This window comes from Nonomuraea ferruginea, assembly GCF_039540635.1.
GTDB lineage: Bacteria > Actinomycetota > Actinomycetes > Streptosporangiales > Streptosporangiaceae > Nonomuraea > Nonomuraea ferruginea.
The window spans coordinates 70,404-82,823 of sequence record NZ_BAABFD010000019.1 but is presented as its reverse complement, the minus strand read 5'-3'; the positions used below and the strand labels follow the sequence as shown (position 1 = coordinate 82,823).

Here is a 12,420-nt window from a genome sequence, read left to right as displayed (position 1 = left end):
GGGAGACCCCTGACCCGACCCGGGGGTTGTTCCCTGATGCCCCCAACGCTGCGACATGTGACGATGGCGGTGTTATGACAGACCAGAAGACACTCGCCGAGCCCGAGACCAGCGGGCCGTACCGCCGCATGATGCGCCCCATGGAGGGCCGGCTCGTCGGCGGCGTCGCGCAGGGCCTGGCCGCGCAGCTCAAACTCGACCCCGTCGTGATCAGGCTGGTGTTCGTGCTGCTCAGCGTGGTCGGCGGGGTCGGCGGTGTGGCGTACGCCGTGCTGTGGATGATCACGCCGCGCGAGCCGTACAGGGGAGAGCCGCCCGCCCGCGACTGGAGCCAGCTCGCCGCGTTCACGGCGATCGGGGTGGCGCTGCTCGCGTTCGGGTTCCTGACGGGAGCCTCGCGGGGCGGCATCGGCATGCTGCCGTTCGCGGTGGGCGGCATCGGCGGGCTGATCCTGTGGCAGCAGGCCGATCCCGACCGCCGCAAGAACTGGGTGAGCGGCGCGACCAAGAGCATCAGGAAGAACCGGGTGCGCACGCTCCTCGGCGTGATGCTCGTGGTGGCGGGCGGGATCGGCTTCCTGGTGGTCGAGGGCCAGCTCCAGGAGGCGGGCCAGGGGCTGCTGTTCACCACGGTCGTGGTCGGCGGGCTGGCGGTCATCGCCGCCCCGTGGCTGGCCGGCCTGTGGAAGGAGCTGCAGCTCGAACGGCGCGAGCGCATCCGTCAGGAGGAGCGCGCCGAGGTCGCCGCGATGGTGCACGACTCCGTTCTGCACACGTTGACGCTCATCCAGCGCGTCGCGCACGACTCGCGCGAGGTCACCCGCCTGGCCCGCTCCCAGGAGCGCGAGCTGCGCAACTGGCTCTACCAGCCGGCCCAGGACGCCGACGCCACCCTCGCCGCCGCCGTACGGCGCATCGCGGCCGAGGAGGAGGACGCGCACGGCGTGCCGATCGAGGTGGTCTGCGTCGGCGACATCGACCTCGACTCCGGCGGCAGGCTCGGGGCCATGCTCAAGGCGGCCCGGCAGTCGATGGTCAACGCCGCGAAATACTCTGAGAGTCCGTCCATTTCCGTGTACGCGGAAGTAGAGGGTGAAGAGGTCACGATTTTCGTGAAGGATCGGGGCAAGGGGTTCGACCTCGACGCGGTGCCGGTCGACAGGATGGGGATCAGGGAGTCCATCATCGGAAGGATGGAACGTCACGGCGGCGCCGCCAGGGTGCGTACCGAGCCTGGCGAGGGCACTGAAGTGATGCTGACGATGAAGGTGGAAAAGCAATGACGCGGGTGCTGATCGTGGACGACCACCGGCTCTTCCGCTCCGGCGTGCGGGCCGAGCTGGGCGACTCGATCGAGGTCGTGGGCGAGGCGGAGGACGTCGACTCGGCGGTCAAGGCCATCGCCGAGCTGCAGCCGGACGTCGTCCTGCTCGACGTCCACATGCCCGGCGGCGGCGGCCAGGAGGTGCTGCGCCGCGTGCTCGGCGCCGGCTCGCAGGTGCGCTTCCTCGCCCTGTCGGTGTCGGACGCGGCCGAGGACGTGATCGGCGTCATCCGCGGCGGCGCCCGCGGCTACGTCACCAAGAACATCAGCGGCAAGGAGCTGACCGACGCCATCAGCCGGGTCGCCGACGGCGACGCGGTCTTCTCGCCGCGTCTGGCCGGCTTCGTCCTCGACGCCTTCGCCTCCTCCGAGGCGCCTCCGATTGACCCCGAGCTCGACTCGCTGACGCAGCGCGAGCGCGAGGTGCTGCGGCTGATCGCCCGCGGTTACGCGTACAAGGAGATCGCCAAGGAGCTGTTCATCTCGGTCAAGACGGTGGAGACCCACGTCTCGTCGGTGCTGCGCAAGCTCCAGCTCTCCAACCGCCACGAGCTCTCCCGCTGGGCCACCGCCCGCCGCCTCGTCTGACCGTCGGGGAGAAAGTCGTCCATGAACGACTCCGGCTGGGCGTGGGCGAGGCTGGCGGCACCGGGAAGTCGGAGCGTAGGCGCCTTGCCTCAGCCCAGGACGAAGGCTGGGCGTGGTGGGGTGGTCTAACAAGGGACGGCGTGCGACATTCCAGGTATGGGCAGGGATGTGCCGATCGTCGTGTTCAGCCGGGACGACCGACGGAAGTACCGCGAGAAGGTCCACCGTTGCCTCGACGTCTTCGCGCAGCTGCTCCGGGAGTCGAAGTTCGAGGTTGACCGGTCGCTCGCCGGTCTGGAGATCGAGCTCAACATCGTGGACGGCGCCGGCGAGGCGTGCATGCGCAACGCCGAGGTGCTCGCCGCCATCGCGCGGCCTGACTGGGCCACCGAGCTGGGGCAGTTCAACGTCGAGATCAACATCGAGCCGCAGGAGCTCGGCGACGGCGGGGCCAGGCGGCTGGAGGACGACGTGCGCGCCCGGCTCAACCACGCCGAGGAGCGCGCCCGGTCGCAGGGTGCCCGTCTGATGCTGGTCGGCATCCTGCCCACGCTGCGCGAGCGGGACATCGGCGAGGGCACGCTCTCCGCCAACCCCCGCTACAAGCTGCTGAACGAGCAGATCTTCGCGGCCAGGGGCGAGGACCTGCACCTGCGGATCGAGGGCGTCGAACTGCTGGACACGCGCGCCGACAGCATCACCCCCGAGGCCGCCTGCACCAGTGTCCAGCTGCACCTGCAGGTCAGCCCGCCGGCCTTCGCGGCGCACTGGAACGCCGCCCAGGCCATCGCCGGCCCCCAGGTCGCCGTCGCCGCGAACTCCCCGTACCTGTTCGGCAAGGAGCTGCACCGCGAGACCAGGATCGCGCTCTTCGAGCAGGCCACCGACACCCGTCCGGACGAGCTGAAGGCACAGGGCGTGCGGCCCCGGGTGTGGTTCGGCGAGCGCTGGATCACCAGCGTCTTCGACCTGTTCGAGGAGAACGTCCGCTACTACCCGGCCCTGCTGCCCATCTGCGATGACGAGGACCCGAGGGCCGAGCTGGAACAGGGCCGCGTCCCGCAGCTGCACGAGCTGACCCTGCACAACGGCACCGTCTACCGGTGGAACCGTCCCGTGTACGCGGTGGTGGACGGCCGCCCGCACCTGCGCGTGGAGAACCGGGTGCTCCCGGCCGGCCCGTCCGTGCTCGACATCGCGGCCAACGCCGCCTTCTACTACGGCCTGATGAGCGTGCTGCCGCACGCGGAGCGGCCGGTCTGGAGCCAGATGTCGTTCGCCGCCGCCGAGGAGAACCTCTACAACGCCGCCCGCCACGGCCTGGAGGCCCGGCTGTACTGGCCGGGGCTCGGCGAGGTGCCTGCGGACGAGCTGATCCTGCGCCGCCTGCTGCCCATGGCGTACGAGGGACTGGACCTGTGGGGTGTGGACCACGACGTCTCCGCCCGCCTGCTGGGCGTCATCGAGGGCCGCTGCCTGACGGGCCGCACGGGCGCCACCTGGCAGGTCGAGAAGGTACGGGCGATCGGCGGGGACCGCCACGAGGCGCTGCGGGCGATGACGCTGGAGTACCTCGACCGTATGCACGCGAATGAACCCGTACATACCTGGGCAGTCTGAGGCATGTGACGCCTCCCCTCGTCGTGCGCCTCCTGCTCGTCGTGCTGCTGCTGGCCCCCGTCTCCGCCTGTGGTGTGATCGACGTGCCGTCCAGGGACCGGCGCGGGCTCGACTCGTTCGAGGACGACGTGTGGGGCGCCAGGACGCTGTCGGAGGAGTTCTGGAAACAGCAGTTCGCGGCGTCCGGGATGACCTATCGCCCGGTCAACCGGTTCATCCCCTACTCGGGGACGAACGGGCCGCGTTGCGGCGGGCAGCCGTCCGTGCCGAACAACGCCTTCTACTGCTCGGCGGGACATTTCATCGCCTACGACGAGGAGTGGATGCGGGCGCTGTGGAGCCGGATGGGCGACGGCTCCGTCTATCTGATCATCCCGCACGAGTTCGGCCACGCCGTGCAGGCCCAGCTCCGCACCAGTTTCCGCCTCAACGTGGAGATGGAGCTGCAGGCCGACTGCTACGCGGGCGGCACGCTGCGCGCCCTGATCGACTCGGGGGCGCTGGTGGCCGAGCCGGGCGACGAGGACGAGCTCCTGCTCAACCTCGCCGCCGCCGGCGACCCGACCGACGACTGGCTCGACCCGGCGGCCCACGGTACGGCCGAGCAGCGCCAGCGGTCGTTCGCCGTCGGCTACACCCGCGGCGTGAGCGCCTGCTGACACCTCCCGCGATGTAGTCGCGTGTCAATCCCCAGGATGATGCGACTGATCTTGTACACGTCATAGCGTTAGCCCATGCCATTGGAGGAGATCGGCTGGCTGCGCAGGGGGGCCTGCAGATCCAGCGACCCGGAGCTCTTCTTCCCCCTCGCCCCCTCACCCGTCCAGGAGGCGCGGGCCAAGGCCGTCTGCGCGACGTGCCAGGTCCTCACCGAGTGTCGTTCGTACGCGTTGAAGGCGGGCGAGGCCGATGGCATCTGGGGTGGTCTCACCCCGGAGGAGCGCCGCCGCTCCCGCGTTCCCGAAGGTGTGCGCCGCCCCGCGGCCTCGTGACCCTCCGGCGCGAGTTGATAGTGAGCGCGACTAATCTTCAAGGGTGCTGCTTCGCTCGATCGCCGTGCTGACCGCGGCCAACGTGCTCAACAACCGCGTCGCGCCGCGGCTCGGCCCCCTCACCTCCGCCGCGGCCACGGCGGCGCTGGTGGCGATGGCCCGCCGGTCCGGAGTCACGTGGGAGGAGCTCGGGTTCGAGCACGGGCGCCGTGGGGCGGTCATCGGCGGGGTGCTGGTGACCGGCGTGGCCGCGGTCTACACCGTCGGCATCACCCTCCCTCGCACCCGCCCGCTCTTCCACGACGAGCGGGCGCTGTCGCTCACCCGCGCCCGCGTCCTGGAGGAGGCCCTGCTCCAGGTTCCCGTCGGCACGGTGCTGCTGGAGGAGGTCGGGTTCCGCGGGGCGCTGCACGCGATGCTCCGCCGGGCCCACGGGCAGGCCACCGCCACGGCGGTGTCGTCGGCGCTGTTCGGCCTCTGGCACATCCTGCCGGCCGTCGACATGGCGCGCGCCAACCCGGCGCTGGGAGCGGTCGTCGCGGGCGAGTCCCCCGGGCGGCTCGACACGGCGCGGGTCGTGGCGGGCAGCGTGCTCTCGACGGCCGCCGCCGGGGTCCTGTTCACCGAGCTGCGCCGCCGGGGCGGGCTCCTCGCGCCCTCGATGCTGCATCTGGCGACCAACTCGCTGGGCTACCTCTTCGCCCGCCTCGCCGCGACCAAGACCGAGCCCGTCCAGCAGGAGGCCTCCCTCTGATGACGACGCGCGAACGGGAGATCACCGAGCCCGTGGACCTCTGCCTGCCCGACGGACGGCTCAACCCGGCCGCCGTCGGCTGGACGCGACGGCCGCTCCACCGGGCCAACCTGCGCGGCTGGGGCCGCACCAAGCGCTGGGAATACTGGGGGATCGTCACCCCGTCCCACATCATCGGCGTCGTGGCGTCCTCGCTCGACTACGCGGGCGTGCACGGCCTCTACGTCCTCGACCGCGCCGCCGGCGAGGAGATCAGCAGGGACGTCGTGGTGCCGTTCGCCCGCGGCACCGTCATGCCCGACCGCAGCGGGGAGGGCACCGCCGTCGCGAAGGGCGGCGGCGGGCTGGACATCCGGATCACCCAGACCCCCGGCGCCACCGCGCTGCGCGCCCGCGCCGAGGGCATCGAGGTCGACCTGGAGATGCCGTCGCGCGAGGGCCACGAGTCGCTCGGCGTGGTGGTGCCGTGGGGCCCGCGGCGCTTCCAGTACACGGTCAAGGACGTCGGCCGCCCGGTCCGGGGCAGGCTCGTGCTCGGCTCGGTCCCGTACGAGGTGCGCGAGGAAGACTCGTTCGCCGTGCTCGACCACGGGCGGGGGCGCTGGCCGTACTCGATCGCCTGGAACTGGGCGGCGGGCAGCGCGCCCGGGAAGGCGATCCAGCTCGGCGGACGGTGGACGGCCGGCACCGGGATGACGGAGAACGCCCTGTTCATCGGCGGCCGGCTGCACAAGATCGGCGAGGAGCTGGCGTGGAGCTACGACCGCGCCGACTGGATGCGGCCGTGGCGGATCACCGGTCCCCGGGTGCAGGTGGAGTTCACGCCGTTCTACGAGCGGGTGGCCCGCACCGAGCTGGTGGTGGTGGGCTCCGAGACCCACCAGTGCTTCGGCCACTTCGCCGGGCGCGCCCAGGCCGACGACGGCACCTGGGTGGAGCTCGACGGGCTGACGGGGTGGGCGGAGGAGGCCCGGCAGCGCTGGTGATGTTCTCCCGGTGGTGAGGGTGCTTTCCGCCCCGGGGTGAGGATCCTTCACCTCGCGGCCCTGGCCTGCGTTCATCCTCTTTGCCGCTGCTTTAAAGTCACTTCCGCGCCTCAACGTGTTCGATCAAACACGGAGAGTGCGTATATCAAGATCACACTTCGTGATATACGCTGGAGGTAACGGAGGTGGTGTTCCATGCGAACGGTCATCGACATCGACAAGGAACTCGTCCAGGCGGTCCAGGACAGGCTGGGGACGAGCAGCATGAAGGAAACGGTCCACTCGGCCCTGCAGGCGGTGCTCGACCGGGACGAGGAGACGGCGGACGCGATCGAGGCGTTCGAGTTCTGGCGGACGGAGGGGAGCCCGGATCTGCTGGATCCGGAGGTAATGAAGCACGCGTGGCGGCGACAGGAGTGATCTACCTGCTCGACACGAGCGCGCTGGCGCGCATCAGGACCAGCGACGTCGTCGCCAAGGCGCTCCACCCGCTCTACGCGGCTCGTGTCGTGGCCACGTGCGACATCATCGACCTGGAGGTCGGCTACAGCGCCCGTAACCACGCGCACTACAAGCGCATCATCCGCGCACAGCACCAGGTCATCAGGCTGTCCGCCGGACCGGAAGTCTGGGCGCGCGCCCGCGAGGTCCAGCTGAAGCTGATCGAGGCCTCGCAGCATCGCGGCGTCAGCCCGCCGGACCTGCTCATCGCCGCCTGCGCCGAGGTGTACGGCGCTACGGTGCTCCACTACGACCGCGACTACGACCGGATCGCGGAGGTCACCGGGCAGCCGTCGCTGTGGGTGGTGCCGCCCGGTTCGGTGCCGTAAGCCGGCCTATGTCGTGTTGACGACCTGGAAGCCCTCGGCGTAGTGCCCGTCGGGGAAGCCGGCCTGCCGCGCCCAGGCGGCGAAACGGTCCCTGACGATCTCCGCGAACCCCTCGATGTGACCCACCTGACTGGCGTGCGACTGCAGTGCCGCCAGTTTGCGGTCGACGACCGGCGTGATGTCCACCCAGTGGTTGCGGGTGGGCCCGCCCATGAGCCACACCTCACGCACCGTCCACGCCTCCAGGCCCTCCTCCTCGACGAGCTCGGGGAAGGCGTACGGGTTGCGCGCGTCGGGATAGACGGCGTCCAGGGTGGCGCCGCCGACCGCCCGGTGGTCGGGGTGGCTGGGGGCGATGAACTCGTAGTTGCGCTCGGGGTGATGGGTGATCACCAGCTCGGGCCGTACCTGCCTGATGACGCGCGCGATGTCCCTGCGCAGATCCAGCGACGGGACGACGGTCCCGTCGGCGCGGCCGAGGGAGCGCAGGTCGGTCACGCCGACGCACTTGGCCGCCGCGGCCTGCTCGGCGCGGCGCAGTTCGGCCATGCCGGAGTGGTCCAGGGAGCGGTCGTTGCCGCCCGCGTCGCCGTCGGTGACCAGCAGGTAGGTCACCTCCACGCCCTTGTCGGCGAACAGCGCCACGCTGCCCGCCGCGCCGAAGTCGGCGTCGTCCGGGTGCGCCGTCACGACGAGGACCCTGGTGATCTCACTCTCCGGCAGCATGGCTCCCCTTTCTGAGGCGTCTGTCCGCACAACGGGAGCCCGGTCCCCGGCATTCCGGGCGCCGATTGTCGGTGAGGGGGCCTAACCTAGGGGCGTGCCCACCCAAGTCTCTGTTGACCACCCTTTGCTCGACGGCCTCAACCCTCAGCAGCGCGAGGCCGTGCTCCACCACGGCAGCCCGCTGCTGATCGTCGCGGGCGCCGGGTCCGGCAAGACGCGGGTGCTCACCCACCGCATCGCCTACCTCCTGGCCGAGCGCGACGTCCATCCGGGCGAGATCCTGGCCATCACGTTCACCAACAAGGCCGCCCGCGAGATGAAGGAGCGCATCGACAAGCTCGTCGGCCCGCGCTCGCGGGCGATGTGGGTGATGACCTTCCACAGCGCGTGCATGCGCATCCTGCGCCGCGAGGCCAAGCGGCTCGGCTTCCCTTCGAGCTTCTCCATCTACGACCAGGCCGACTCCCAGCGCCTCATGGCCATGGTCTGCCGCGAGATGGAGCTCGACCCCAAGCGCTATCCGCCCCGGTCGTTCTCCGCCCAGGTCAGCAACTTCAAGAACGAGCTGATCGACTACGAGACCGCGATCGAGCGGGCGGGCTCCCACCTGGAGAAGACGCTCGCCCAGGCCTACAAGAGCTACCAGCTCAAGCTCACCGAGGCCGGCGCGATGGACTTCGACGACATCATCATGAACACGGTGACGCTCTTCCAGCTCTTCCCCGAGGTGGCGGAGCACTACCGGATGCGCTTCCGCCACGTCCTCGTCGACGAATACCAGGACACCAACCACGCGCAGTACATCCTGATCAGGGAGCTGGTCGGGTTCCCCGAGCTGCGCACCGCCGACGGCGACCAGGTGCGCTCCGGCACCAGCCAGTCGGAGCTGTGCGTGGTCGGCGACGCCGACCAGTCGATCTACGCCTTCCGTGGCGCGACGATCCGCAACATCCTCGAGTTCGAGCGCGACTACCCCGACGCCCGCACGATCCTGCTGGAGCAGAACTACCGCTCCACCCAGAACATCCTGGCCGCCGCCAACGCGGTCATCTCCCGCAACGAGTCGCGCAAGCCGAAGAACCTCTGGTCCGACCAGGGCGACGGGCCCAAGATCGTGGGATACGTCGCCGACAACGAGCACGACGAGGCCGTGTTCGTGGCGCAGGAGGTCGACCGGCTGGCCGACGAGGAGGAGGTCAGGCCGGGCGACGTCGCGGTCTTCTACCGCACCAACGCCGCCTCCCGCGTGTTCGAGGAGATCTTCATCCGCACCGGCCTGCCCTACAAGGTCGTCGGCGGGGTGCGCTTCTACGAGCGCAAGGAGGTCAAGGACCTGCTGGCCTACCTCCGGGTGCTGGCCAACCCGCTCGACGTGGTGTCGCTGCGCCGCATACTCAACGTGCCCAAGCGCGGCATCGGCGACCGGGCCGAGGCGATGGTGGAGGCGTTCGCGGCGCGCGAGCGGATCCCGTTCTGGGAGGGCCTGCGGCGGGCCGACGAGGCGCCGGGCATGGCCACCCGCTCGCTCAACGCGATCAGGGAGTTCGTCGCGATGATCGATGAGCTGATCGCCAAGGGCGAGGGCGTGCCGCCGTCCGCGCTGGCCGAGGAGGTGCTGGTGGCCACCGGCTACCGCGCCGAGCTGGAGGCGTCCGAAGATCCTCAGGACGAGTCCCGTCTGGAGAACCTCCAGGAGCTGGTCTCGGTGGCCGGCGAGTTCGAGGAGGCCAATCCCGAGGGCACGCTCGTGGAGTTCCTGGAGCAGGTGTCGCTGGTGGCCGACGCCGACCAGATCCCCGAGCAGGACGGCGGCCAGGGCGTGGTGACGCTGATGACGCTCCACACCGCCAAGGGCCTGGAGTTCCCGGTGGTGTTCCTGACCGCCATGGAAGACGGCGTCTTCCCCCACATCCGCTCCATCGGCGAGCCGAAGGAGCTGGAGGAGGAGCGCCGCCTGGCCTACGTCGGCATCACCCGCGCCCAGCAGCGGCTCTACCTGACGCGGGCGGCGGTGCGCAGCTCGTGGGGCGCGCCGTCGTTCAACCCGGCCTCGCGGTTCGTCAACGAGGTGCCGGCCAAGCTGGTCGAGTGGCGCACCGACCCCGACAAGTCGGCGTGGAGCGCCGCCACCCGCCGCGAGCCCGCCCCGGCCGCGGCCCCGAAGAAGACCGGCGGCCGGGCCGTCCCGTCGCTGACGCCGGGCGACCGGGTCACCCACGACGCGTTCGGTCTCGGCACCGTGGTGTCCGTCGACGGCGTGGCTGAGAAGACCAAGGTCAAGATCGACTTCGGCTCGGGCGGTGAGAAGACGCTCCTGCTCGCGTACGCGCCGCTGGAGAAGCTCTGACCCCGTGCGTCAGCTCTGGGCGGGGCGCAGGGCGCTGCCCTTCTTCCACTGGGTCCAGTTGAGCTGCCAGTAGCTCCAGCCGTTGTTCCACTGGAGCTTGCGCTTGGTGCCGACGATCTTGACGACGTCGCCGCGCTGGCTGATCTGGTAGAACCACTTGGCCCCGGCAGGGGTGGCGCGCACGCAGCCGTGGCTCTGGTTGGACCGGCCGAGATACTGGTAGTCGCCGAAGCTCTGGTGGACGTACTCGCCGCTGTCGGAGATGCGCACCGCCCACGGGATCTCCTCCTTGTAGTAGCGGGGGTCCTTCGGGTCGGTCACCCCCATCCACGACGAGGTCATGGTCTCCACAGCCTTCTTGCCCATGGTCAGGTGGACGCCGCTGGTGGTCAGGTAGACGTCGACGCCGTTCCTGACCAGCCCGCCGCGGCCGGCGCTGATCGGGATCTTCTTGGCCAGCTTGCCGTTGCGGTAGACCTTCATGACGTGCTTGCGGGTGTCGACCAGCGACACGTGCTTGGCGCCGACGGCGAAGCGGCGGCTGACGTCCTTCGCCTTCTCGTTGCCGGGGATCTCGCTGAGCAGGGCCTTGAACAGCACCTTCTGGTAGGGCTTCCAGTAGGTCTTGGTGCGGTAGATGACCTTGCGCGGCGACACCCACCGCCAGGCGCCCTCGACGGGCTGCTCCGCCTCGACCTGGAGCACGGACTCGACGGCGGCCTTGTCGGGCACGTCGCGGTCGAAGGTGACGATGATGGGGAAGCCGACGCCCACCTTCTCCGTCTTCTCGCCCATGGGGGTGATGTCGGCGATGCCTATCTTGAACTTCTTATTCGCCTTCGTGACGGTTTGAGCCGCCTGCACCGTCTGCGGCCGGGCGGCCTGCTGAGCGACGGGGGCGCCCTCCGCCGCGCAGGCCACCGCCGTCACCAGCGCGGCGGCGGCGAGAATCCGGGGGAAGACATTCACGGGTCGTACTCCTGAGCTATGGTTCTCCGCGTTGCGCGTCTGTACGTGTGACAATTGGGACGCGTGTTTCGACGGCGAATGGCTCGTCACGATGTTGTAACGGTCCAAAGGAGCACGAACCCGGCCTCCGTGGATCAGCGTTTGACCTTAGCGGCCCGCCGCTCTCACGGTCCCGGTCGATGGTGACCCGCTCGGTGAACTTCACGCCTTGCCCAGGACGAGCTGCTTCTTCACGGCGGCGAGCGGATCCTTGAGCGCGGCCTGCGCGGGGACGGCCTGGACGAAGGTCGAGGCGAGAGCCGCGGTGAGACGCTTCATGTGATGTCTCGGTCTCGTGGGAGTGGGAAGACCCCCATGCCCGAGAGCATGAGGGTCCTCATTCGTACGGGAGAGAAGGAAAGCTAGCCGCCGACCCCGAGTGAGCTGATGGCGTCTTCCGGGATCTCCGACGGGATGTCGGCGTCCGGCGTCTCGGCGAACAGGTCGGCGATGTCGAGCCACTGCGACTTCGCCGGGGCCTTGATCGTGACCTTGGAGCCCCAGCCGGTGTAGCGGGTGTCGGTGACGGTGCGGCTGCTGCCCATGAGGCCGAAGTCCAGTGTCCACTCGCTCACCACGCGGGTCACCAGTCCTCTGGCGTTGGTGTCGAGGAGATACTTGACCTTGATCTTCCCGAGCTTGCCGGGGATCTTCGTGTCCTGGAACGCCGCGAGCTGCTTGAGGGTGACCGTGCCCTTGTAGTCGCCCTTGACGTTCTCGGCCTTGGCGACCAGGCCCTTGAGCACCTTCGGGTTGAAGATGTCGACCATTTGGTTCGACTGGTGGGAGAAGCCGGGGTAACGCAGCCACTTCTTGCCCTCGGGCAGCATGTCCGTGAAGATGCCGCCCTGCAGGTACCTGTGGTCGCCCGTGCTGATGGTGCGGTTGGAGCCCAGCGCCGACAGGGAGGTGCGCGTATTGCCCTTACCGCTGGACTTCGCGCGGCTGGTCAGGTCGGCCGCGATCACTCCCTTCTTACCGAAGGCGAGTTTTCCTGTCGTACGAAGGGTTTCGGCGGCCTTTCCGTCGACGTAACTACGCGCAGTTTCGGAAACGCGCACTCCGTGTCCGGGCTTGAACTGCTGCTTCAGCGTTTTGACCGGATTCGCCGGTGCGGCCTGCGCTGGCGCCACCGTGACCAGCGTCGCCGCGGTGGCCAATGCCAGTCCGGCAATGACTCTTCTCATCGTTGTCCTCGGTTGAAAAGGAAGGGGAAAAAGGTATCTTGCCGATCGAAGATCACAG

General features: G+C 69.4%; 13 protein-coding genes. 10 read left to right on the top strand and 3 right to left on the bottom strand.

Annotation, left to right across the window (positions count from 1 at the left end; all coding sequences use genetic code 11):
• Positions 1–74: 74 nt before the first annotated feature.
• From ABD999_RS31910 to ABD999_RS31870, 9 genes are all read left to right on the top strand, one after another.
• Positions 75–1,283 (top strand): ATP-binding protein, encoded by a 1,209-nt coding sequence (locus ABD999_RS31910; RefSeq protein ID WP_148036883.1) that lies wholly within the window; start codon positions 75–77, stop codon positions 1,281–1,283.
• Complete coding sequence (locus tag ABD999_RS31905; protein ID WP_148036884.1) at positions 1,280–1,912, top strand: response regulator; 633 nt, start codon at positions 1,280–1,282, stop codon at positions 1,910–1,912. The genes ABD999_RS31910 and ABD999_RS31905 overlap by 4 nt, the downstream gene beginning before the upstream one ends.
• A 156-nt stretch (positions 1,913–2,068) precedes the next feature.
• Positions 2,069–3,532, top strand: coding sequence for a glutamate-cysteine ligase family protein (locus ABD999_RS31900; RefSeq protein WP_271276626.1), 1,464 nt, complete (start codon positions 2,069–2,071; stop codon positions 3,530–3,532).
• A 5-nt stretch (positions 3,533–3,537) separates the two neighbouring features.
• Positions 3,538–4,191 carry a neutral zinc metallopeptidase gene (locus ABD999_RS31895; RefSeq protein ID WP_148036886.1) on the top strand — a complete coding sequence of 218 codons (654 nt, stop codon included), beginning with the start codon at positions 3,538–3,540 and terminating at the stop codon, positions 4,189–4,191.
• Positions 4,192–4,266: 75 nt separating this feature from the next.
• Positions 4,267–4,524 carry a WhiB family transcriptional regulator gene (locus ABD999_RS31890; protein ID WP_219545166.1) on the top strand — a complete coding sequence of 86 codons (258 nt, stop codon included), beginning with the start codon at positions 4,267–4,269 and terminating at the stop codon, positions 4,522–4,524.
• A 43-nt stretch (positions 4,525–4,567) separates the two neighbouring features.
• A complete protein-coding gene (locus tag ABD999_RS31885) occupies positions 4,568–5,278 on the top strand; it encodes a CPBP family intramembrane glutamic endopeptidase (RefSeq protein WP_271276625.1) in 711 nt (236 codons plus the stop codon).
• A complete protein-coding gene (locus ABD999_RS31880) occupies positions 5,278–6,264 on the top strand; it encodes a DUF2804 domain-containing protein (RefSeq protein WP_148036889.1) in 987 nt (328 codons plus the stop codon). Before ABD999_RS31885 ends, ABD999_RS31880 begins: the two co-directional genes overlap by 1 nt.
• 195 nt (positions 6,265–6,459) lie before the next feature.
• Positions 6,460–6,684 carry a type II toxin-antitoxin system VapB family antitoxin gene (locus tag ABD999_RS31875; RefSeq protein WP_148036890.1) on the top strand — a complete coding sequence of 75 codons (225 nt, stop codon included), beginning with the start codon at positions 6,460–6,462 and terminating at the stop codon, positions 6,682–6,684.
• Entirely contained in the window at positions 6,666–7,094 is a 429-nt protein-coding gene (locus tag ABD999_RS31870; RefSeq protein ID WP_148036891.1) for a PIN domain nuclease, read from the top strand. Before ABD999_RS31875 ends, ABD999_RS31870 begins: the two co-directional genes overlap by 19 nt.
• Before the next feature lie 6 nt (positions 7,095–7,100).
• Here the strand turns inward: ABD999_RS31870 and ABD999_RS31865 are convergent, their stop codons facing one another.
• Positions 7,101–7,820, bottom strand: coding sequence for a PIG-L deacetylase family protein (locus ABD999_RS31865; RefSeq protein ID WP_219545169.1), 720 nt, complete (start codon positions 7,818–7,820; stop codon positions 7,101–7,103).
• Positions 7,821–7,944: 124 nt separating this feature from the next.
• Here ABD999_RS31865 and pcrA point away from each other — a divergent pair, with 124 nt between their 5' ends.
• Positions 7,945–10,167 (top strand): DNA helicase PcrA, encoded by a 2,223-nt coding sequence (gene pcrA / locus ABD999_RS31860; RefSeq protein WP_271276630.1) that lies wholly within the window; start codon positions 7,945–7,947, stop codon positions 10,165–10,167.
• A gap of 9 nt (positions 10,168–10,176) precedes the next feature.
• Here the strand turns inward: pcrA and ABD999_RS31855 are convergent, their stop codons facing one another.
• Entirely contained in the window at positions 10,177–11,136 is a 960-nt protein-coding gene (locus tag ABD999_RS31855; protein ID WP_271276624.1) for a L,D-transpeptidase, read from the bottom strand.
• Positions 11,137–11,537: 401 nt separating this feature from the next.
• On the bottom strand, positions 11,538–12,143 hold the full coding sequence (locus ABD999_RS31850) for a hypothetical protein (RefSeq protein WP_271276623.1): 606 nt from the start codon (positions 12,141–12,143) through the stop codon (positions 11,538–11,540).
• Positions 12,144–12,420: the final 277 nt, after the last annotated feature.